The organism is Streptomyces sp. MBT65 (assembly GCF_016612545.1).
Taxonomy (GTDB): Bacteria; Actinomycetota; Actinomycetes; order Streptomycetales; family Streptomycetaceae; genus Streptomyces.
Map to the genome: position 1 here is coordinate 14,186 of NZ_JAENRY010000003.1, position 21,976 is coordinate 36,161.

At 68.3% G+C, this 21,976-nt stretch carries 21 protein-coding genes, 1 tRNA gene and 1 pseudogene; 11 read left to right on the plus strand and 12 right to left on the minus strand.

Annotated elements, in window-relative coordinates:
- Window positions 1–3: 3 nt before the first annotated feature.
- The 3 genes from yidD to rpmH are packed head-to-tail and all read right to left on the minus strand — an operon-like array spanning window position 4 to window position 884.
- On the minus strand, window positions 4–357 hold the full coding sequence (gene yidD / locus JHN63_RS01675) for a membrane protein insertion efficiency factor YidD (protein ID WP_200676826.1): 354 nt from the start codon (window positions 355–357) through the stop codon (window positions 4–6).
- Window positions 354–725 (minus strand): ribonuclease P protein component, encoded by a 372-nt coding sequence (gene rnpA, locus JHN63_RS01680; protein ID WP_200676827.1) that lies wholly within the window; start codon window positions 723–725, stop codon window positions 354–356. The genes yidD and rnpA overlap by 4 nt, the downstream gene beginning before the upstream one ends.
- A gap of 21 nt (window positions 726–746) precedes the next feature.
- Complete coding sequence (rpmH, locus tag JHN63_RS01685; RefSeq protein ID WP_006381191.1) at window positions 747–884, minus strand: 50S ribosomal protein L34; 138 nt, start codon at window positions 882–884, stop codon at window positions 747–749.
- A gap of 399 nt (window positions 885–1,283) precedes the next feature.
- Here rpmH and dnaA point away from each other — a divergent pair, with 399 nt between their 5' ends.
- A complete protein-coding gene (gene dnaA / locus JHN63_RS01690) occupies window positions 1,284–3,221 on the plus strand; it encodes a chromosomal replication initiator protein DnaA (RefSeq protein WP_200676828.1) in 1,938 nt (645 codons plus the stop codon).
- A 607-nt stretch (window positions 3,222–3,828) separates the two neighbouring features.
- On the opposite strand, the gene JHN63_RS54185 is transcribed toward dnaA, so the two are convergent.
- From JHN63_RS54185 to istA, 3 genes and pseudogenes are all read right to left on the minus strand, one after another.
- A complete protein-coding gene (locus JHN63_RS54185) occupies window positions 3,829–4,014 on the minus strand; it encodes an ATP-binding protein (protein ID WP_307781788.1) in 186 nt (61 codons plus the stop codon).
- A 67-nt stretch (window positions 4,015–4,081) separates the two neighbouring features.
- Window positions 4,082–4,648: pseudogene (locus JHN63_RS01695) on the minus strand (ATP-binding protein); the annotation flags it as partial.
- A complete protein-coding gene (gene istA / locus JHN63_RS01700) occupies window positions 4,648–5,928 on the minus strand; it encodes an IS21 family transposase (protein ID WP_200676829.1) in 1,281 nt (426 codons plus the stop codon). The gene istA and the pseudogene JHN63_RS01695, both read right to left, overlap by 1 nt.
- A gap of 1,123 nt (window positions 5,929–7,051) precedes the next feature.
- Here istA and dnaN point away from each other — a divergent pair.
- The 8 genes from dnaN (at window position 7,052) to JHN63_RS01740 (ending at window position 17,018) form a co-directional block, all read left to right on the plus strand.
- A complete protein-coding gene (gene dnaN / locus JHN63_RS01705; protein ID WP_200676830.1) occupies window positions 7,052–8,182 on the plus strand; it encodes a DNA polymerase III subunit beta in 1,131 nt (376 codons plus the stop codon).
- Window positions 8,183–8,332: 150 nt separating this feature from the next.
- Entirely contained in the window at window positions 8,333–9,208 is an 876-nt protein-coding gene (gnd, locus tag JHN63_RS01710) for a phosphogluconate dehydrogenase (NAD(+)-dependent, decarboxylating) (RefSeq protein WP_200676831.1), read from the plus strand.
- Window positions 9,209–9,269: 61 nt separating this feature from the next.
- A complete protein-coding gene (recF, locus tag JHN63_RS01715) occupies window positions 9,270–10,391 on the plus strand; it encodes a DNA replication/repair protein RecF (protein WP_200676832.1) in 1,122 nt (373 codons plus the stop codon).
- Complete coding sequence (locus JHN63_RS01720; RefSeq protein WP_200676833.1) at window positions 10,388–10,939, plus strand: DUF721 domain-containing protein; 552 nt, start codon at window positions 10,388–10,390, stop codon at window positions 10,937–10,939. The genes recF and JHN63_RS01720 overlap by 4 nt, the downstream gene beginning before the upstream one ends.
- A 352-nt stretch (window positions 10,940–11,291) precedes the next feature.
- Window positions 11,292–13,352, plus strand: coding sequence for a DNA topoisomerase (ATP-hydrolyzing) subunit B (gene gyrB, locus JHN63_RS01725; RefSeq protein ID WP_200676834.1), 2,061 nt, complete (start codon window positions 11,292–11,294; stop codon window positions 13,350–13,352).
- A gap of 42 nt (window positions 13,353–13,394) precedes the next feature.
- A complete protein-coding gene (gene gyrA, locus JHN63_RS01730; RefSeq protein WP_200676835.1) occupies window positions 13,395–15,986 on the plus strand; it encodes a DNA gyrase subunit A in 2,592 nt (863 codons plus the stop codon).
- 18 nt (window positions 15,987–16,004) lie between these two features.
- On the plus strand, window positions 16,005–16,817 hold the full coding sequence (locus tag JHN63_RS01735) for a DUF3566 domain-containing protein (protein ID WP_200676836.1): 813 nt from the start codon (window positions 16,005–16,007) through the stop codon (window positions 16,815–16,817).
- A gap of 124 nt (window positions 16,818–16,941) precedes the next feature.
- A tRNA-Ile gene (locus JHN63_RS01740) sits at window positions 16,942–17,018 on the plus strand.
- Window positions 17,019–17,284: 266 nt separating this feature from the next.
- On the opposite strand, the gene JHN63_RS01745 is transcribed toward JHN63_RS01740, so the two are convergent.
- Complete coding sequence (locus JHN63_RS01745) at window positions 17,285–17,509, minus strand: hypothetical protein (RefSeq protein ID WP_200676837.1); 225 nt, start codon at window positions 17,507–17,509, stop codon at window positions 17,285–17,287.
- 140 nt (window positions 17,510–17,649) lie between these two features.
- On the opposite strand from JHN63_RS01745, the gene JHN63_RS01750 reads away from it, so the two are divergent.
- Window positions 17,650–18,630 (plus strand): hypothetical protein, encoded by a 981-nt coding sequence (locus JHN63_RS01750; protein ID WP_200676838.1) that lies wholly within the window; start codon window positions 17,650–17,652, stop codon window positions 18,628–18,630.
- Window positions 18,631–19,010: 380 nt separating this feature from the next.
- Here JHN63_RS01750 and JHN63_RS01755 read toward each other — a convergent pair whose 3' ends face one another.
- From JHN63_RS01755 to JHN63_RS01775, 5 genes are read right to left on the minus strand one after another with little or no spacing between them, the layout of a single operon-like run.
- Complete coding sequence (locus JHN63_RS01755) at window positions 19,011–19,199, minus strand: hypothetical protein (RefSeq protein WP_200676839.1); 189 nt, start codon at window positions 19,197–19,199, stop codon at window positions 19,011–19,013.
- Window positions 19,196–19,663, minus strand: coding sequence for a hypothetical protein (locus JHN63_RS01760; RefSeq protein ID WP_200676840.1), 468 nt, complete (start codon window positions 19,661–19,663; stop codon window positions 19,196–19,198). The genes JHN63_RS01755 and JHN63_RS01760 overlap by 4 nt, the downstream gene beginning before the upstream one ends.
- Window positions 19,660–20,442, minus strand: a complete 783-nt coding sequence (locus tag JHN63_RS01765) for a hypothetical protein (protein ID WP_200676841.1) — start codon at window positions 20,440–20,442, stop codon at window positions 19,660–19,662. The genes JHN63_RS01760 and JHN63_RS01765 overlap by 4 nt, the downstream gene beginning before the upstream one ends.
- Window positions 20,439–20,834 (minus strand): DUF6415 family natural product biosynthesis protein, encoded by a 396-nt coding sequence (locus JHN63_RS01770; protein ID WP_200676842.1) that lies wholly within the window; start codon window positions 20,832–20,834, stop codon window positions 20,439–20,441. The genes JHN63_RS01765 and JHN63_RS01770 overlap by 4 nt, the downstream gene beginning before the upstream one ends.
- A complete protein-coding gene (locus tag JHN63_RS01775; RefSeq protein WP_200676843.1) occupies window positions 20,831–21,049 on the minus strand; it encodes a hypothetical protein in 219 nt (72 codons plus the stop codon). Before JHN63_RS01775 ends, JHN63_RS01770 begins: the two co-directional genes overlap by 4 nt.
- Window positions 21,050–21,220: 171 nt before the next feature.
- Here JHN63_RS01775 and JHN63_RS01780 point away from each other — a divergent pair, with 171 nt between their 5' ends.
- Window positions 21,221–21,970, plus strand: a complete 750-nt coding sequence (locus JHN63_RS01780) for a DUF6879 family protein (protein WP_200676844.1) — start codon at window positions 21,221–21,223, stop codon at window positions 21,968–21,970.
- Window positions 21,971–21,976 lie beyond the last annotated feature (6 nt).

Genomic DNA, 21,976 nt, shown 5'->3' on the forward strand with positions numbered 1-21,976 from the left:
TAATCATGCTCCTTGGGCATGGGACGGTGTCTCTGCGGCCGGGCTCGAAGGACTCAGCCCTTCAGTGGCCGTTTCGGCGGCGGAGGTCCCGCCCTTGTCTGCGGGCCGTGCGCCCCGCAGCATCTCGTGCCACCTAGGACGCTTGCGCGGCGGGACATGGTCCACGCCGCCGAGCGACCACGGATTGCACCGCAGGATGCGCCAGGCCGTGAGCGCTGTGCCCTTGATCGCGCCGTGCCGGTCTATGGCCGTATAGCCGTAGTGGGAGCACGACGGGTAGTACTTGCAGACCGGCCCTAGCAAGGGACTGATCGTCCACTGGTACAGCTTGATCAGCGCCAGCAGTGGGTACTTCATCGCGCGCCCCCTCCCAGCAGCCGCTGAACGGCGGCATCCAGGTCTTGGGCCAGCTGTGCATGGTCGGCGTCGCCCGCTCCGGGCAGCGCTCGTACGACTACCAGGCTACCGGGGGGAAACAGGGCGACTCGCTCGCGCATCAGATGGCGAAGTCTGCGCTTCACCTTGTTGCGCACCACGGCGCCGCCGACAGCCTTGCTGACGACGAAACCCGCACGCGTCGGGGGAGCGCTCTCCCCTGGCGCGTGCGGGTCCGTGGCACCGCTACGAAAGTGGACGACGAGAAGCGGGCGGCCGGCCCGGCGACCCCGTCGTACCGCGGTCGCGAACTCTTCGCGCCGCCTCAGCCGATGCTCGGTAGGCAGCACGACGTCATGACCTGATCGGGATCAGGCGGACAGGCTGGCGCGACCCTTGCCACGACGGTTCGCGAGAATCGCGCGACCGGCACGGGTACGCATCCGCAGGCGGAAGCCGTGGGTCTTGGCACGACGACGGTTGTTCGGCTGGAAGGTGCGCTTGCTCACGAGGGGGCTCCAGAAATAAATCGGTGGTGGCGGGTGCCGTCCTGGCTGTCACCGTGCGCCCACGAGTAGCTCGCAGTTACGCCCGAGTGCACCGCTTCCCGATCACCTCGAAGCGATCTGTGCCCATCGGAGGCAGGCGGCAGCAGCCATCGACAACTCGACCTGGTCACGGTACGCGGGGCTACGCCATCCGGTCAAACCAGCGGTCACGAGGAGACACTATCCACAGGCTGGGGACAACAACTTGAACCGCACCCGTCGCCCTGACTACCGTGGCTGGACTCCGATTCGTTCCTTTGTCCCCCGCCCCAACACCTTTTTCCCGAGCGCCCCACCCGATGTACATCCCGTCCCGTCCGCGAACCACACGTTCGTGGGACCCGTGAGAGAGCGTGCCCTGTGGCTGACGTACCTGCCGATCTTGCCGCAGTGTGGCCACGAGTGCTGGAGCAACTTCTCGGTGAGGGGCGTGGGCAGGGTGTCGAGACCAAGGACGAGCACTGGATCCGGCGCTGCCAGCCCCTGGCACTCGTCGCCGACACAGCCTTGCTCGCCGTACCGAACGAATTTGCGAAAGGCGTCCTCGAAGGCCGCCTCGCCCCGATCGTCAGCGAGACGCTGAGCCGCGAGTGCGGCCGGCCGATCCGTATCGCGATCACCGTCGACGACTCCGCCGGCGAGCCCCCCGGCCCGCCGGCACCCCCTGCCCAGCCCCAGCGCCGCTACGAGGAACCCGAGCAGAGCCGCGACCCGTACGAGGGCGGCTACGGCCGGCACCGCGCCGAGCCGCTCCCCGGCGGCCCGGGCGACCAACTGCCCACCGCCCGCCCCGCCTACCCGTCGGAGTACCAGCGCCCCGAGCCGGGCGCCTGGCCGCGGCCGGCGCAGGACGACTACGGCTGGCAGCAGCAGCGACTCGGCTTCCCGGAGCGCGATCCGTACGCCTCGCCGTCGCAGGACCAGTACGGGCCGCCGTCCCAGGATCAGTACGGCGCACCGGCGAAGGACAAGTACGGCCCGCCCCAGGACTCGTATCCGTCGCAGCAGGACCAGTACGCGCCGCCGGCGCAGGACTACCGCCCGCAGTCGATGGAACGTCCGTCGTACGAGCAGCAGCGCGCCGAGTACGAACAGTCGCGGGCCGAGTACGAGCAGTCCCGCGCGGAGTACAACCAGCGCGACGCGCGCCGCGATCTGTCCGACTCGCGCTCGTCCTCGAACTCCGGTCATGTGCACCGCGGCGGTCCGGGGTCGCCGGGACCGCTGGGCTCCAAGCCCGCGCCCGCGGCCGGTCCGGGTGAGCCGACCGCGCGCCTGAACCCGAAGTACCTCTTCGACACGTTCGTCATCGGCGCCTCCAACCGCTTCGCGCACGCGGCCGCGGTCGCCGTCGCCGAGGCGCCCGCGAAGGCATACAACCCCCTTTTCATCTATGGGGAGTCGGGGCTCGGCAAGACGCACCTGCTGCACGCGATCGGGCACTACGCGCGGAGCCTGTACCCCGGCACGCGCGTGCGGTACGTCAGCTCGGAGGAGTTCACCAACGAGTTCATCAACTCGATCCGCGACGGCAAGGGCGACAGCTTCCGCAAGCGGTACCGCGAGATGGACATCCTTCTGGTCGACGACATCCAGTTCCTCGCGGACAAGGAGTCGACGCAGGAGGAGTTCTTCCACACGTTCAACACGCTCCACAACGCGAACAAGCAGATCGTGCTCTCCAGCGACCGGCCGCCCAAGCAGCTGGTCACGCTGGAGGACCGGCTGCGGAACCGTTTCGAGTGGGGCCTGATCACCGACGTCCAGCCGCCCGAGCTGGAGACCCGTATCGCCATCCTTCGTAAGAAGGCGGTGCAGGAGCAGCTCAACGCCCCGCCCGAGGTCCTGGAGTTCATCGCCTCCCGCATCTCGCGCAACATCCGCGAGCTGGAGGGGGCGCTGATCCGGGTGACGGCGTTCGCGTCGCTCAACCGGCAGCCGGTGGACCTCGGTCTCACCGAGATCGTCCTGAAGGACCTGATCCCGGGCGGCGAGGACTCGACCCCGGAGATCACCGCGACGGCGATCATGGGAGCGACCGCCGACTACTTCGGCATCACGGTCGAGGACCTGTGCGGCAGTTCACGCGGCCGCCAGCTGGTCACGGCCCGGCAGATCGCCATGTACGTGTGCCGCGAACTGACCGACCTCTCCCTGCCGAAGATCGGCGCACAGTTCGGCGGCCGCGACCACACCACGGTCATGCACGCCGACCGCAAGATCCGCGCACTGATGGCCGAGCGCCGCTCGATCTACAACCAGGTCACCGAACTGACCAACCGCATCAAGAACGGCTAGCAGCAGCGGAGTTACGACGCCGAGAGCACAGCACAGAGTCGGCAGCAGCAGGGTTACGACACCGAAGGGCGCCCCGGGATTTCTCCAGGGGCGCCCTTCGGCTTGGCGGGGCCGACCGACCGGGACGGCGCTCGGAGGGGGACGGGAAGTTCTTCGGCGGGCGCCGGGGAGGGTGTCCCGGAGCGGGCCCCGGAGAGTGTCCCGGGAGGAGTTCCAGAAGTCGTCCGGAACCGAGCCGCAGCGGATTCCCCGGCGGCGACCCGCCGAGAGGTGCAGCCGGTAAGCCTTCTCGGCTTCGCAGGTCGCGGCCGGGTTCAGCCAGGCACCCCGAGGCCGGGCTCCCCGAGGCCAGGCAGCAACAACCCGCACCGCCCGTGACTGGCTCGCGCGGCGGGGCGGACGGCGGCGGAGCTTCAGCCGGGCCGGGGCCGGCCACAGTTCCTCCGGATCGGCGCGATCCGGGTGGCTGCACCACATGGTGGGGCGCCACCGATCTCCAGCCAGTCCGGCACCGCTCAGAGCCGAGACAGTGCCGTGTCGGCGGCGGCTGAATCTTGACCCGGTGTGGGCGGTCGAGTTCTGACCCACCGGGTCTGGTTGCCGGTGTTCAGTCGGTGTCGTGTGTGGCGGTGGGGACGCGTCCGAGTTGGCGTCCGCGCATGCGGTAGGAGTCGCCTTTGAGGGAGTGGACCTCGGCGTGGTGGACGAGGCGGTCGATCATGGCGGCGGCCACGGTCTCGTCGCCGAATACCTCGCCCCAGCGTCCGAAGGGTCTGTTGCTCGTGACGATCACACTCGCTCTCTCGTAATCTGTTCGAGACCAGCTGGAAGAACAGGTTCGCGGCCTCGGATTCGAAGGGGATGTAGCCGACCTCGTCGACCACGATCAGCGGATAGCGGGACAGTTTGGTGAGCTCGGCCTGGAGGTGTCCGCCATGGTGGGCGGCGGCCAGGCGGTCGACCCATTCGGCGGCGGTGGCGAACGCGACCCGGTGGCCGGCCTGGCAGGCGCGGACCGCGAGTCCGATCGCCAGGTGTGTCTTCCCCGTCCCCGGAGGTCCCAGAAAAACGGCGTTCTCCTTGCCGGTGATGAAGTCCAACGTGCCCAGATGCGCGAGCTGTTGGCGCGTTATGCCGCGCAGATGGGTGACGTCGAGTTCCTCGATCGTCTTGATCGCGGGGAAGCGGGCGGTGCGGATGCGGGCCTCGCCGCCGTGGGACTCACGGGCGGAGACCTCCCGCTGGAGGCAGGCGACGAGGAACTCGGTGTGTGTCCAGGTCTCCTTCAAGGCGCGTCCGGCCAGGCGTTCGGCGGCGTCCAGCAGGGCCGGGGCCTTCATCGCCCGGGCCAGGAAGGACAGGTCGGCGGCGGTCTGACGGCCGGTCCTGGGCCCCGCCGCGGCGGTGGTCCTGGTGGTGGCGGGCATCAGGAGACCTCCGGATCATCGGCCTGGCCGCCGCCCTCGATGAGGGTGAACATGCGGTCGTAGGAGTCGAGTTGGCGTTGTTCGACCTCGACGAGATCACGTGCGGTGGCGGCGTTGTGCCGACGGGCGGCCTGGGCCCGGGAGGCTTGGTGGTGGCGGTAGTCGCCGCGCAGAACGGCGGCGGCGCGGGCATGGACCGGGTCGGTGATGGTCTGCTGCTTGGCCCAGCACCGTGGATGGCGGGCGACTTCCGCCCCGCCGGGCGTGAGGGTGACGATGACTTCGTCGGTGTCGGTGCGGACCTGGACTTTCTTGCCGATGGCGAGGGGGTGCACGGAGTAGTCGCAGGTGTCGACGCGGATGTAGTGGTCGCGGCCGATGCGGGTGGCGAAGCGCCACCAGCGTGGCGGATCGACCGGCGGCAGGGCGAGCATCTGGGCCCGGTCGGCTTCCCACCGGTCGACGGGGCGGGCGCCCAGGGTGCGGTGCTGGCGCCGGTTGGCGATGGCCAGCCAGGCGGTCAACTGGGTGTTGAAGTCGTCGGGCCCGGTGAAGGTGCGGCCCGGCAGGAAGCTGGTCTCCAGGTAACCGTTCGCCCGCTCCACCAGCCCTTTCGCTTCTGGATCGCGGGGTCTGCAGAGGTAGATCCGGGTGGCAAGCAGGCCCGCGAACGCGGCGAAGTCGCCCGTCGCCTTGCCGCGGCCGATGCCGGCCTCGTTGTCCCAGACCAGCATCCGCGGGACCGCCCTCCAGCCGGCCAGCAGCTTCCAGTGGCCGTCGATCAAGTCGCCGGTGGTGCGGGTGGGCAGCATCCGTGCCGTGATGATCCGCGAGTAGCCGGACACCATCACGAGCACCGGCGGACGGCCGGACTGGCCGTATCCGAGCGGGATGTCGACGGGCGGGAACCACAGGTCGCACTGGGCCAGCTCGCCGGGCTGATAGGTGGTGCGTGAGACCGGATCGACGGGCAGATAGGCGGGCCGCAGCTCGCGTACGCGTTCTTTGAGGACGGTCATGCCACGGTCCCAGCCGATCCGTTCGGCGATCACGGTCGCGGGCATCGTCGGGGTCTGCTTCAACAGTTCCCGGATCTGCGGCTCGACCGCGTCGACCGCCGAGCCTTTGGCCGGCCGGGAGTAGACCGGCGGACGGTTCGTGGCCAGGGCCCGCTTCACGGTGTTCTTCGAGATGCCCAGCTGCCGGGCGATCGCCCTGATCGGCATCTGCTCGGCCCGGTGCAGCCTGCGGATCTCTGCCCAGTCCTCCACGGAAATCACCCTCTTCTCCTGACCTTCGATCAAGATCAGGTTGGTCAGAAGACCACGAAGTGGGTCAGTTTTGATCCGCCGTCAGAGGGTCACGATTCACCCGTCGCCGACATGCCGCACTCCAAGTCTCTCCGGATCGTCTGCGCAAGAGCTTTGAAGGGGCTCGGAGACGATCCAAAGCCGCTTTGAAGCAGTCCGAGGCACGTCCAGGACCCCTCCGACGCCGATCCCGGGGCCTCCGCAGCCCTTCCGCAGCCCCGACAGAACCGGTTCTGAACCGGTTCGGAGCCCCTCCGCAGCCGCTTCGGAGGACGTCCGCCGCTCTCGCGCACCCACACCTCCGCCACCCGCTGTTCGAATACCCGCCGGGTTACGGCCGCCCTCCACAGATTTGGGGACTTTCTTCCGTCCACATCCTGGGGACTGTGAAGTTGTCCAGAACGTGTCCACAGGCCCCGCGGGTGAGGGACCATCAGACCAGGTCAGGTGCTTGTGGATTCGTGGACAAAAGATCTCCACAGGCTGTGGACAAATCCGTGATCCACAGGCTGGGGACGAAGTTGTCCACCGACAACCCACAGGCTGGGGGCAGTTGTCCCCAGCGATCTCCAGCTTCTCCACACCGCTGTCCACTGTTCGGCAACGCAACGCGCCACCTCACCGTGTCGAGTGAAAGGCGTCACACGAAGGTGCCGGGTTGGGCTGTGGGAAAGGTGGGTAAAGCTGGGGACGGCGCTGGGGAGAAGTGGCCCTGGGCTGTGCATGGGGTGTGCAGAACTTTCCGTTCTCCACAGAAACCCGAGGTTGTCCACTGCCGTCACCCACAGGACCGGTGGACAAAATTCCCGCTCTGAGCTGGGAAAACGGGGTTATCCACGGTATCCACAGCCCCTACTACTACTAGCAACTAGAGAGAGCTGGAAATCCGGTTCGAAGCGGGGCCTGTGCACAACTCGCTCTTCGCCGCCCGGCAGCCCCTCGTCACGACTTGACCCCGATAGGCACCTACTGTCAGTGCCGTGCGTCAGACTGTTCCCCGGATGTCCTTCCCCTCACAGGGACCGACGACACCGAGACAGACGACGAAGCCAGGCAGGCCGAGAAGCGCCGGCAACAGCAGGAGGCGGCAACAGTGAAGATCCGGGTGGAACGCGACGTACTCGCGGAGGCAGTGGCCTGGGCGGCACGCAGCCTCCCGGCCCGTCCGCCGGCGCCGGTCCTCGCCGGCCTCCTGCTGAAGTCGGAGGAGGGGCAGCTGAGCCTGTCCAGCTTCGACTACGAGGTCTCCGCGCGGGTGTCGGTCGACGCGGAGGTCGAGGAGGAGGGCACGGTCCTCGTCTCCGGCCGACTGCTCGCCGACATCTGCCGCGCTCTCCCCAACCGACCGGTGGAGATTTCCACAGACGGTGTACGGGCGACGGTGGTCTGCGGGTCCTCCCGCTTCACCCTCCACACACTCCCTGTGGAGGAGTACCCGGCGCTGCCGCAGATGCCGGGCGCGACCGGCACCGTCCCCGGTGAGGTGTTCGCCTCGGCCGCCGCCCAGGTGGCCATCGCCGCCGGGCGCGACGACACGCTGCCGGTCCTCACCGGTGTGCGCATCGAGATCGAGGGCGACACGGTGACGCTGGCGTCCACCGACCGCTACCGCTTCGCGGTCCGCGAGTTCCTGTGGAAGCCGGAGGACCCGGAGGCGTCCGCGGTCGCCCTGGTGCCCGCCAAGACGCTCCTGGACACCGCCAAGGCCCTCACGAGCGGCGACAGTGTGATCCTGGCGCTGTCCGGCTCGGGCGCGGGAGAAGGCCTCATCGGCTTCGAGGGTGCCGGGCGTCGGACGACGACCCGTCTCCTGGAGGGCGACCTCCCGAAGTACCGCTCGCTGTTCCCGACGGAGTTCAACTCCATCGCCGTGATCGAGACCGCCCCCTTCGTGGAGGCCGTCAAGCGCGTGGCCCTGGTCGCCGAGCGCAACACCCCGGTGCGGCTGAGCTTCGAGCAGGGCGTGCTCATCCTGGAGGCCGGTTCCAGCGACGACGCACAGGCTGTGGAGCGCGTCGACGCGCAGCTCGAGGGCGACGACGTGTCGATCGCCTTCAACCCGACATTCCTGCTGGACGGCCTGAGCGCGATCGACTCCCCGGTGGCCCAGCTGTCCTTCACGACCTCCACCAAGCCCGCGCTGCTCAGCGGCAAGCCCGCCCTGGACGCCGAGGCGGACGAGGCCTACAAGTACCTGATCATGCCGGTCCGCCTGAGCGGCTGATCCGTACCCGACGAGAACACCGCAGGTCGGGGCATACGGTTCGGTACTTCTGAGCGCGTATGCCCACAGGTGTGCATGACCGTCCGGGTTTAGGCTCGGACACAGGTACGCAAGTGCCTTCATGCCACGTCGCACCCTAAGGAACAACTGATGGAGCTCGGTCTCGTCGGCCTCGGCAAGATGGGCGGCAACATGCGCGAGCGCATCCGCCGCGCAGGCCACACCGTCATCGGATACGACCGCAACCCGGACCTCGCCGATGTCCACAGCCTGGGAGAGCTTGTGGGCAAGCTCAAGGGCCCGCGGGTCGTGTGGGTGATGGTCCCGGCCGGCGCCCCGACCCAGGCGACCGTCGACGAGCTGGCCGAACTCCTGGAGCCCGGCGACGTCGTCGTGGACGGCGGCAACTCCCGCTGGACGGACGACGAGAAGCACGCCGAGGAGCTGGGCGCCAAGGGCATCGGCTTCGTCGACGCGGGTGTCTCCGGTGGCGTGTGGGGCCTGAAGAACGGCTACGCGCTGATGGTCGGCGGCGACGCCGAGAACATCGCCAAGGTGCAGCCCGTCTTCGACGCGCTCAAGCCCGAGGGCGAGTTCGGCTTCGTGCACGCCGGCAAGGTGGGCGCGGGCCACTTCTCGAAGATGGTCCACAACGGCATCGAGTACGCCATGATGCAGGCGTACGCCGAGGGCTGGGAGCTGCTGGAGAAGGTCCACTCCGTCACGGACGTGCGCGAGGTGTTCCGCTCCTGGCAGGAGGGCACCGTCATCCGTTCCTGGCTGCTCGACCTCGCGGTCAACGCCCTTGACGGCGACGAGCACTTGGACAAGCTCAAGGGCTTCGCGGAGGACTCCGGCGAGGGCCGCTGGACCGTCGAGGCGGCCATCGACAACGCGGTGCCGCTGCCCGCGATCACGGCCTCCCTCTTCGCGCGGTTCGCCTCGCGTCAGGAGGACTCGCCGCAGATGAAGATGATCGCGGCGCTGCGCAACCAGTTCGGCGGCCACGCGGTCGAGACCAAGTAATCCACAGATCCACAGGCCCCGGCCGGTGGATCCACAAGCTGGGGGAGGTCGGCGAACGACCATGCACGTCACGCATCTGTCGCTGGCCGACTTCCGCTCGTACGCCGGGGTCGACGTCCCGCTCGACCCCGGCGTCACCGCGTTCGTGGGCCCGAACGGGCAGGGCAAGACCAACCTCGTCGAGGCCATCGGCTATCTCGCCACCCTGGGCAGTCACCGCGTCTCCTCCGACGCTCCGCTGGTCCGTGTGGGCGCCGACCGCGCGATCATCCGGGCGCAGGTCAGACAGGGCGAGCGGCAGCAACTGGTCGAGCTGGAGCTGAACCCGGGCCGCGCCAACCGCGCCCGCATCAACCGGTCCTCGCAGGTCAGGCCCCGCGACGTGCTGGGCATCGTACGGACCGTGTTGTTCGCGCCCGAGGATCTCGCCCTGGTGAAGGGGGATCCCGGGGAGCGGCGGCGTTTTCTCGACGAGCTGATCACCGCGCGGTCGCCGCGCATGGCCGGCGTGCGGTCCGACTACGAGCGGGTGCTCAAGCAGCGCAACACCCTGCTGAAGTCGGCCGCGTTGGCCCGGCGGCACGGCGGACGCTCGATGGACCTGTCCACGCTCGACGTGTGGGATCAGCATCTCGCGCGCGTGGGGGCCGAGTTGCTCGCCCAGCGGCTCGATCTGATCGCCGCGGTGCAGCCCCTCGCCGACAAGGCGTACGAGCAACTGGCGCCCGGCGGCGGCCCGTTGGCCCTGGAGTACAAGCCGTCGGCGCCCGGTGAGGCGCACACGCGCGAGGACCTCTACGAGCAGCTGATGGCGGCGATCGCGGAGGCCCGCAAGCAGGAGATCGAGCGGGGCGTCACCCTAGTAGGACCCCATCGGGACGATTTGATTCTCAAACTCGGTCAGCTGCCCGCCAAGGGATACGCCTCGCACGGGGAGTCCTGGTCGTACGCGCTGGCGTTGCGGCTCGCGTCGTACGACCTGCTCAGGGGCGAGGGCAATGAGCCGGTGCTCGTGCTCGACGACGTGTTCGCCGAGTTGGACACGCGCCGTCGGGAGCGGCTGGCCGAGCTGGTGGCGCCCGGCGAGCAGGTGCTGGTGACGGCCGCGGTCGACGACGACGTACCGCACGTCCTGGCGGGGACGCGGTACAGCGTGGCGGAGGGGGCGGTGGAGCGCGTATGAGCACGGACAGGCCCGCGGCGGCCGGGGAACCCGCGCCCAAGAAGAGTGCCGAGCCCTCCGGCGTCGACCTCGCGCGCGTGGCGTTGCGCGCCGCGAAGGAACAGGCACGCGCGCGTGGGGACGCGGCGCAGCAGAAGAAGCAGGTGCGGCGCGGGGGCCTGCGCTCCGGGGCGCGCGCCGACGGCCGTGACCCGATGGCGCTCGGCGCCGCGATCAACCGGCTGCTGAACGAGCGCGGCTGGGAGACGCCGGCCGCGGTGGGCGGGGTGATGGGCCGCTGGCCGCAGATCGTCGGCGAGGACCTGGCCAACCACTGCGTACCGGAGAAGTACGACGAGGACGAGCGGGTGCTGGTCGTGCAGTGCGACTCCACGGCCTGGGCGACCCAGCTGCGGCACCTCACACCCACGCTGGTGGCCAGGCTCAACGAGGATCTGGGGCACGGCACCGTACGGATGATCAAGGTGCTCAACCCCGGTGGCCCGCCCCGTCGCTACGGTCCGCTGCGCGCTCCCGGGAGCACGGGTCCCGGCGACACCTATGGGTGACTGACATCACAGCGCGGGCCTCGGAGGGTGAACGGACGCGGTTGCGAACAGCGACCTGACCCTTGAGTAGCAAAGGGTTGACACCCGGAAGCGCTGAGTGCCTCCGTGAGCCTCTTTGAGCCCCGTTCCGCATATGGGGAGTCGGGAGAGACCGGTTGAGGGCGGCACATGAGGACTCAGGTACCGGCAAACCCCCATCCATGTCGGCGCTACCGGTAGACTGGAAGCAATCCCGCCCCACTGTGGGACACACACCGAGCAACGCTGACTAAGGCTTACCAACGCAACACGCCGCAGCCGCACCGGCCACCCGCCGGGAGCCTGGCTTGTGCTGTGCCAGAAAGGGCGCTTCGTGGCCGATTCCGGCAACCCCAACGAGAACATCCCGTCCACCGACGCCGGCGCCAACGGCGGGGCTCACACCTCGAACGGCGAGGTCACCGCCTCGTACGACGCCAGCGCCATCACCGTCCTCGAGGGTCTGGACGCGGTCCGCAAGCGACCCGGTATGTACATCGGCTCGACCGGCGAGCGCGGCCTGCACCACCTCGTGCAGGAGGTCGTCGACAACTCCGTCGACGAGGCGCTGGCCGGCCACGCGGACACGATCGACGTCACGATCCTTCACGACGGCGGCGTGCGCGTCATCGACAACGGCCGAGGCATCCCGGTGGGCATCGTCCCGTCCGAGGGCAAGCCCGCCGTCGAGGTCGTGCTCACGGTGCTGCACGCGGGCGGCAAGTTCGGGGGCGGCGGTTACGCGGTCTCCGGCGGTCTGCACGGCGTGGGCGTCTCCGTGGTGAACGCGCTGTCCAGCAGGGTCGCCGTCGAGGTCAGGACCGACGGTTACCGCTGGACGCAGGACTACAAGCTGGGCGTTCCGACCGCCCCGCTCGCGCAGCACGAGGCCACGGACGAGACCGGTACCACGGTCACCTTCTGGGCCGACCCGGACATCTTCGAGACCACCGAGTACTCCTTCGAGACGCTGTCGCGGCGCTTCCAGGAGATGGCGTTCCTCAACAAGGGTTTGACGATCAAACTCACTGACGAGCGCGAGCTGGCGAAGGCCACGGCCGGTGCCGACGAGGCGGGTGCGGACGAGAAGGACGACGTCAAGACCGTCACGTACCACTACGAGGGCGGCATCGTCGACTACGTGACGTACCTCAACTCCCGCAAGGGAGACGTGGTGCACCCCACCGTCATCGACCTGGAAGCGGAGGACAAGGAGAAGAGCCTGTCCCTCGAGGTCGCGATGCAGTGGAACAGCGGTTACACCGAGGGTGTGTACTCCTTCGCCAACATCATCCACACGCATGAGGGCGGCACGCACGAAGAGGGCTTCCGGGCCGCGCTGACGTCACTGATCAACAAGTACGCGCGCGACAAGAAGCTGCTCCGCGAGAAGGACGACAACCTCACGGGCGACGACATCCGCGAGGGTCTGACCGCGATCATCTCGGTGAAGCTGGCCGAGCCGCAGTTCGAGGGCCAGACGAAGACCAAGCTCGGCAACACCGAGGCGAAGACCTTCGTACAGAAGGCGGTCTACGAGCACCTGAACGACTGGCTGGACCGCAACCCGAACGAGGCCTCGGACATCATCCGCAAGGGCATCCAGGCGGCCACCGCGCGCGTGGCGGCCCGCAAGGCCCGCGACCTCACCCGGCGCAAGGGCCTGCTGGAGACCGCGTCCCTGCCGGGCAAGCTGTCCGACTGCCAGTCGAACGACCCCACCAAGTGCGAGATCTTCATCGTCGAGGGTGACTCCGCCGGCGGCTCGGCCAAGTCCGGCCGGAACCCGCAGTACCAGGCGATCCTCCCGATCCGAGGAAAGATCCTCAACGTCGAGAAGGCCAGGATCGACAAGATCCTGCAGAACCAGGAGATCCAGGCACTGATCTCCGCCTTCGGCACCGGGGTCCACGAGGACTTCGACATCGCCAGGCTGCGCTATCACAAGATCATCCTGATGGCGGACGCCGACGTCGACGGTCAGCACATCAGCACCCTGCTGCTGACCTTCCTGTTCCGCTTCATGCGGCCGCTGGTCGAGGCCGGGCACGTGTTCCTGTCCCGTCCCCCGCTCTACAAGATCAAGTGGGGCCGCGACGACTTCGAGTACGCGTACTCGGACCGCGAGCGCGACGCCCTGATCGAGCTGGGCCGGCAGAACGGCAAGCGCATCAAGGAAGACTCGATCCAGCGCTTCAAGGGTCTCGGCGAGATGAACGCCGAGGAGCTGCGCATCACCACGATGGACCAGGAGCACCGCGTCCTCGGCCAGGTCACCCTGGACGACGCCGCGCAGGCCGACGACCTGTTCTCGGTCCTCATGGGCGAGGACGTCGAGGCGCGCCGCCAGTTCATCCAGCGCAACGCCAAGGACGTCCGCTTCCTCGACATCTGAGTCGGTCTCAGCTGACCGCATCAGGAAGGATCCCCACCAGCAATGACCGACGAGAACACTTCCGGTACGCCTGAAGAGGGCGTCATCGCGCAGCGCGTCGAGCCCGTCGGGCTCGAGACGGAGATGCAGCGCTCGTACCTCGACTACGCGATGTCCGTCATCGTGTCGCGCGCCCTGCCCGACGTCCGGGACGGCCTCAAGCCCGTCCACCGCCGCGTGCTGTACGCCATGTACGACGGCGGCTACCGGCCCGAGAAGGGCTTCTACAAGTGCGCCCGTGTCGTCGGCGACGTCATGGGCAACTACCACCCGCACGGCGACTCCTCGATCTACGACGCGCTGGTCCGCCTCGCGCAGCCGTGGTCGATGCGGATGCCGCTGGTGGACTCGAACGGCAACTTCGGCTCCCCGGGCAACGACCCCGCCGCCGCCATGCGCTACACCGAGTGCAAGCTGGCGCCGCTGTCCATGGAGATGGTCCGTGACATCGACGAGGAGACCGTCGACTTCACGGACAACTACGACGGCCGCTCCCAGGAGCCGACCGTCCTGCCGGCCCGCTTCCCGAACCTGCTGATCAACGGCTCGGCGGGCATCGCGGTCGGCATGGCCACCAACATCCCGCCGCACAACCTCCGTGAGGTCGCGGCGGGCGCCCAGTGGTGCCTGGAGAACCCCGAGGCCTCCCACGAGGAGCTGTTGGACGCGCTGATCGAGCGCATCAAGGGCCCCGACTTCCCGACCGGCGCGCTCGTCGTCGGCCGCAAGGGCATCGAGGAGGCGTACCGCACCGGCCGTGGCTCGATCACCATGCGCGCGGTCGTCGAGGTCGAGGAGATCCAGAACCGCCAGTGCCTGGTGGTCACCGAACTCCCCTACCAGACCAACCCCGACAACCTCGCGCAGAAGATCGCCGACCTGGTGAAGGACGGCAAGGTCGGCGGCATCGCGGACGTCCGCGACGAGACGTCGTCCCGTACCGGCCAGCGCCTCGTCATCGTCCTGAAGAGGGACGCGGTCGCCAAGGTCGTACTGAACAACCTCTACAAGCACACGGATCTGCAGTCGAACTTCAGCGCCAACATGCTGGCCCTGGTCGACGGTGTGCCGAGGACCCTCTCCCTGGACGCGTTCATCCGGCACTGGGTGGCGCACCAGATCGAGGTCATCGTCCGCCGGACGAAGTTCCGGCTGCGCAAGGCCGAGGAGCGGGCGCACATCCTGCGTGGCCTCCTGAAGGCCCTGGACGCCATCGACGAGGTCATCGCGCTGATCCGGCGCAGCGACACCGTGGACATCGCGCGTACGGGCCTGATGGGCCTCCTGGAGATCGACGAGATCCAGGCGAACGCCATCCTGGAGATGCAGCTCCGCCGACTGGCCGCCCTGGAGCGCCAGAAGATCATCCAGGAGCACGACGAACTCCAGGCGAAGATCACCGAGTACAACGCGATCCTGGCCTCGCCGGTCCGTCAGCGCGGCATCGTCAGCGAGGAACTCGCCGCGATCGTCGAGAAGTTCGGCGACGACCGCAAGACGATGCTGGTGCCCTTCGACGGCGACATGTCCATCGAGGACCTCATCGCCGAAGAGGACATCGTCGTCACCATCTCGCGCGGCGGCTACGTCAAGCGCACCAAGGCGGACGACTACCGCTCCCAGAAGCGCGGCGGCAAGGGCGTACGCGGCACGAAGCTCAAGGAAGACGACATCGTCGACCACTTCTTCGTGTCGACCACCCACCACTGGCTGCTGTTCTTCACCAACAAGGGCCGCGTCTACCGCGCGAAGGCGTACGAACTCCCGGACGCCGGCCGGGACGCGCGCGGGCAGCACGTCGCGAACCTGCTCGCCTTCCAGCCGGACGAGGCGATCGCGGAGATCCTCGCGATCCGCGACTACGAAGCGGCGCCCTACCTGGTCCTCGCCACCAAGGGAGGCTTGGTGAAGAAGACGCCTCTGAAGGATTACGATTCGCCCCGTTCCGGCGGTGTCATCGCGATCAATCTCCGTGAGACGGAGGACGGTTCCGACGACGAACTGATCGGCGCCGAACTCGTCTCGTCCGAGGACGATCTGCTGCTGATCAGCAAGAAGGCACAGTCGATCAGGTTCACGGCGACGGACGACGCACTGCGCCCCATGGGGCGTGCCACCTCCGGTGTCAAGGGCATGAGTTTCCGCGAGGGCGACCAGCTTCTCTCGATGAATGTTGTTCGACCCGGTACGTTCGTGTTCACTGCCACAGACGGCGGGTACGCGAAGCGCACCGCCGTCGACGAGTACCGCGTCCAAGGTCGCGGTGGCCTGGGTATCAAGGCCGCCAAGATCGTCGAGGACCGCGGTTCTCTCGTCGGCGCGCTGGTGGTCGAGGAGACCGACGAGATCCTCGCCATCACGCTGTCCGGCGGTGTGATTCGTACGCGAGTCAACGAGGTCAGGGAGACGGGCCGTGACACCATGGGCGTCCAACTGATCAACCTGGGCAAGCGCGATGCCGTCGTCGGCATCGCTCGTAACGCCGAGGCGGGATCCGAGGCGGAGGAAGTCGTCGGCGACGAAGCCGTCGACGAGACCACCGAGGGTGTCGCGACCACCGGCACGGACGAGGGTGACGCACCCTCGGTCGAGTAGCACGAGGAGAGAGTCATCGTGAGCGGAGCCACGGGCGCCGGATCGACCGGTACGGACACGGACGGCGGCGGCCGTGGCTCCGCCGCGAACGCGACAGATCCGCACACGACCCAACTGCGTGCGATCGACGTCAAGAAGGCCGACGCGCACTCGCCCGACACGCATGGATCCCAGGGGGGAACTGTGACGGACACCCGAGGCCCGGGGACCCAGCAGCAGTCTGCCGGGGCGGGGCAGGGCGCGCCCGGCGCCAAGGCTCCGGCCCAGGGCCAGCAGGCGCCCCAGCCGGCCGCACCGCCGACGGCGCCCCCGCTCCAGGGTTCTCCGCTGCCGGGTGAGCGTCAGCAGCAGCAGGCGGCGGGGCCGTACCACCCGCCGCAGGCCTATCCCACGCAGGCGCCCGCCGCCGCCCAGAGCGGTGCCGTACGGCGTCCGCGCACCGGCGCGCGGACCGCGCCGCGCACCCGTAAGGCGCGGCTGCGGGTGGCCAAGGCCGACCCGTGGTCGGTGATGAAGGTCAGCTTCCTGCTCTCCATCGCGCTGGGCATCTGCACGGTCGTGGCGTCCGCGGTGCTGTGGATGGTCATGGACGCGATGGGGGTCTTCTCGACGGTCGGCGGCACGATCTCGGAGGCGACCGGCTCGAACGAGTCGAACGGCTTCGACCTCCAGTCCTTCCTGTCCCTCCCGCACGTCCTGACGTTCTCCGGGATCATCGCGGTCATCGACGTCGTCCTGGCCACGGCCCTCGCGACGCTCGCCGCGTTCATCTACAACCTCTCCGCGGGCTTCGTCGGCGGCATCGAGCTGACGCTCGCCGAGGACGAGTGAGAAGTCGGGTGTACGGGAGTTGAAACCTCCCCCGGCGGTCCTGTGACTATCGATTTTGGGACTGCCCATGTCGTGCGCTAATCTTCAGGAGTCAGCGCGCGGGACACACTCCGCAGAGCGCGGCGGGGCTATAGCTCAGTTGGTTAGAGCGCATCCCTGATAAGGATGAGGCCACAGGTTCAAATCCTGTTAGCCCCACCAAGGCATGATGCCTGGTCAGACGGCCGGTAGATCTCGAAGATCTACCGGCCGTCTACATTTTTGGATCTTGGTATCCCGCTACTCTCCCGTAACTTGCTGCTTGAGGACCGGACAGCAGGAACCTGCAACGGCCTACTGATGCCAAACGGGGCATGTGGCCTCTAATGTCTTCGACAAGACGCCCCCTGCCGATTCACGCGGCAGGGGGCGTCTGCTTCCGGCTGAGGCCTCCCGAGCACTCGGCCGGAGTCTGAGCGGCTGGGCGGTCAGCCCCAGCCGATGTCTCCGAGGGTCACGTCTGTGGACGTCGCCGTCTCTGTGACGGTCGGTTCGCTCGACGACTCGTCGGTTGTAGACGTTGCGATGGCTCCCCAACCGATGTCCTGGCCCTGGACCGTGTGCGCGGACCCGAACGCGCCCGCCGCTGCCGGAGCGGCGACGGCCGTCAGGGCCAGCAGGGCTGAGGCGACCACAAGGCGGACTCGGGTCATTCGACACACCTCTGTTCGAACATGGTTACGGTTGTTCGTTCTGGACCGTCAGACTTACATGGGCACTCCATGTGGTCCAAGCGGCAGGCCGTGCGGAAAACTGCATATGCGGAATTCCACACGCGTAACAGGGGGCGAACGTGAAGGACTTGGACACTTCGGACGATGAACTGCCGCTCACAGAAAGGGACTTCACCGCCTATGGACGAATCGCCGAGGGGCAACCCCTCCCGTCTGGCTACATCCCCGACAGGCTCCTTGCCCTTCACCTGATCGACCCCGACCCCTACGCCCCCGGCGGATACATCCCGAACGACCCCACAGCGGCCGTCCACGGCCTCACGGCGGGCGTTCTCGGGGAACTGGAGCAGTTGGTACGCCGCGTCTCTCAGATCCCCGCCCTGGAGCGCCTCGCAGAGCACTTCGACCCCCACCGCTTCTACGGCGGCCCCGGCTCCGAATTCCTCGCCACCGCGGCGAAGATGAACGCACGCCTTGGTGACATCGGTGGAGGTGCCAGGAGTGAACTCTGTTCCGTCCAGCCCGGCGAGCCTGCCGACCGCGACCCCGCCATCCTCCGCCTCGGCGTCGAGCGCACCCGCTCCGCTCTGCGGAGAGGCGTCCAGGTCCGATCGATCTACCACCGCAGCGCTCACGAGCACGACCAGACCCGGGACTACGTCGCCCAGATGATCGCAGATGGCGCCGAAGTGCGGGCCTCAGCCCTCCCGGGGCCACGCCTGGTGATCATTGACCGGCAGCACGCGTTCGTCGACAACCACGTCATAGAGCGAGCCGAGAACAACTCCGGCTGGCACCTGTTCGACAGAGCCGCAGTGGCCTGGGCCCGTGCCGCGTTCGACCTTTTTTGGGACCACGCCACCAGATGGCGGGACCTCACCCTCGCCGCCAACGACGACCCGCTCACCGAGCGACAGTGGCGAATCCTCCGCGACCTCGATGCCGGCTACTCCCAACAGCAGGTCGGCCCCCGCATCGGGCTCAGCCGACGTGCCGTCGACAAGGAACTCGCCGCCATCCGCGACACCCTCTCCTTCGCCACCACGTACCAGGTGATGGCCTGGTACGGGCGATTCCACACCGACAACGGCATGGGCTGAGGAGCTTTCGTGCGCATGCTTTTCTACGAGCTGTAGATGGGCCTGCACTGTGAGTACAGTGCAGGCAGGGGAGGCGGACTTGTAGATTCCGGCCGTCTGACGCATAGCCCCAGACAGGCCCGGTCGGGTTGCTCGGGAGGTTCCCGGCCGGAGGGGCGTCCCCCGCCGCGTGATTCGGCGGGGGACGTCTACAACGCAGTAAACCGCCCCGCCCTCCACTACGGAGGACGGGGCGGTCGCGCTCAGCCTTTCGGCGAGCACTTGCGGAGCCAGCGGACGCATATCACGCGGCTCCGCCATCCAGGGCCGCCCCCGACGGGGGATCGGGGGCGGCCGTAGGATCCGGTCCCTGGACGTCGGTGTGGCCAGGGACCGGAGGTTCACCAGCGGAGGCCGACGGCGTCCGTGGCCGACTTGCGAACGTACGGATTGGCGTGGCCGGGGGCGTGGCCGCTGCTCTGGGTACACATCACACCGCTGGGATGCTTGGCCGCGCACAGACCGGCTGCCCTATAGCCCGAGCCGTTGGCCTTGGCCATGAGTTCCTTCGCGGTATCGGTCTGCGTCATGACCGGCCTCCGATTGTGTGGCGGGCGAGGCATGGGACGTGCGCGTATCCGGGGTGCGGGCTGGAGTCCCCCTCCCAGATGACGGCGACGACCAGGTCCCGGTCGGCGACCACCTCGTTGCAGGGGAAGCAGCGCAGAGGCTCCCCGAGTAGGGTCGCGGCCTCCTGGTGCCGACGGCGCCGGCCGCGGGCGACGAAGCACCTCGCGCCGTGCTTGCAGGGCGTGCACCGCGCGACGTGGTCGTGCCAGTCGCACCACGTGATCATCGCCGCGAGGCGTGCCAGGTAGCAGCGGCAGCACGCCCGCCAGGGCGCCTCTGTAAGCAGACACACAGCGCCGTCACCGGGAGGCTGGGCGCACCAGATGCAGTGGTCGCCGACGGTAGCTGCACCCGAGATCCGGCCCATCTGACCGATGGCGAGCGTGTGCCCCCGCCACATCTCCTCGGCCAGGGCGACGGTCACTCCGGCACCTCGCGGAGATAGGCGATCACGTACGGCACCTGATCGATCGCCGGGTCCCAGGGGCGCCTGTGGTCCAGGAGGCCGTAGCCGGCGATGCGTAGGACGCGGCGCACCCGGGCGATGGCGGTGTGCCAGTCGTCCGCGGTGGCGGTCTGACCGCCGGTCCAGATGACCATCCAGGCGCCGGTGGCGTACGGAGGCCAGTGGTGAGTTTCCAGGGTGCGGCTGCCGTAGCTGGTCAGGTGGCTGTCCTCCAGCGTTCTGTGGAGGCGCCAGATCGGATCGCGGTTGGGCGGCGTGTACTCGGGGTGCACCTTCAGGTGGTCCCAACCGTCGGCGGGGCTGGGTGCCAGGGACGCGCCGACCGGCAGCCGTGCGGCGATCAGCGGCTGGTAGCGGTCGGCGCCCGGTGTCCGGCGCGGGCCGGGCGTCCGGACCGCGTAGCCGAGCGATTCGAGGCCCGCCGTGACCACCGCCAGCCGGGTCTGCCAGTGCTCGTCTTGCTCAGACAGGGGGATGTCGCGGTCGGGGTACCAGTCGACCTCGACGCACAGGTCGGCGGTGGCCGGCCAGAACGCCTGATGGAGGCCGACGGCTCGGCACCAGCCGTGTCCCAGCGGGATCTGCCGGGACACGATCGGCGATCGGCCCTGTGTGCCGGTCTGCACCCAGTACTGGCCGAGCCCGAGTTCGTCGAGCTGCTGGTTGACGAGGGCGGCGCCGGTGCGGATCGGATCTGCCGGGTCGTACACGACGGTCGTAGACGAGGCACTGGTCATCGCGGCACCAAACGGTCGTAGTGGCCACACAACGTCCGCACCGAGCGGGCCATCCGGGATGCGATGGACCCACGGATGGCGTCGGTGTCGCCCGGCCCCAGACGCAGGTGTATCCGTGCCTGACCGACACACAGCAGGGCTGTTACACGGTCGGGGTGACCCGAGGGGAGCCGCTCGGCCTGGGCCTGGACGGCGGGGATGAGCGTCTCGATGTGCCCCCGGTACGTGCTGGTGAGCGCCTCCAGTTCGGCGCCCGTGAAACGCCTCTCGGGCGCGTCCCGGGATTCAGGGTCACCGGGGTGCGCCTTGGGGATGTCCGAGGCGAGCACGAGCTCGATGCTCGTGAGCATGGCCCTGATGTCTGGGGGCAAGGTGAGCGCCGCGGTGGTCATACTGCTGCTCCTCGCTGGAGTGCGTCGGCCAGCCGCATGGCTACGTCGGGGCGGATGCGGCCGAGTTCGACCAGCCGGACCCGGGCCGACGCTTGCGGGTCAACGGCGAGCGAGGGCAGGACGATGCCGGCCTCGTCGAGCGCAGCCCGCAGCGCTTGCATCGCCGTGAACGGATCGACGCCGGGCGCGTCGTGCAACTCGGATGCGGAGGTCATGAACAGGACCGTAGGAAGGCGCCGTTGACACCAGCCAGACAATGTTCTCGAATGTTCTCGTAACCGGTTGAGATGTTCCCGCATGGTCGCCTGCAGGAGCAGGAACGCCGTAGAACAGGGCCACCCGGTTGGCCATGCTGAGTGCGACCAGCCCCACCCAAGGGAGGCACCGTGGCACGACAGATGGTCTTCAACGGCACGGACAGCAAGAACGGCAGCTGCCCAGCCGTCCACACCGACACCGACACCGGCGACATCATCGTGCAAGGGACACCGCTCACCGACCCCGACGACCTCGCCCGTCTCAAGCACTTCGGGCCCGGCGATGCGGCTGTCGTCGTCCCGCGCGAGTTGCTCGTCAACCACGGCCCGAAGGAGATGACCCGCGTGCCGAAGCTGATCGGGCCTGAGGAGTTCGGCCGCCTCTTCGAGACCTTCGAGCACACGGCCTGGCGCCTCGAGACGCGCCGCGGCTACGCGTCTGACCGCGAGGACGAGACGTACGCGGAGTTCATGGAGACCGGCGCCATCACCCTCGACTACGACGACGACTGGTCGCGCAACATCCGCCGCCAGGTCCTCGCCGGGAAGACGGTCGGCCGCGTCCGCATCGTCGACGAGCCGCCGACCCAGGGTCAGCTCTTCCTCCTGGCCGACTCGCCCCGCGGCACCGCGGCCGGTGAGGACATTCGCTGCCTCCCCCGCAGCGAGGCCGAAACCCGACTCCTCGGAAACGAAGACTTCTGGATCTTCGACAGCCGCCTCGTCGCACGGCTCAACTTCGACGACCACGACGTCTTCCATGACGTCGAGATCATCACCGAGCCCGCCGAGGTTCTGCGCTACTGCCAGCTACGCGACGTCGCAACCCACGACGCCACGTTCTGCGGCGAGTTCGCCGCACAACTGCGCACGACCTGACGAGCC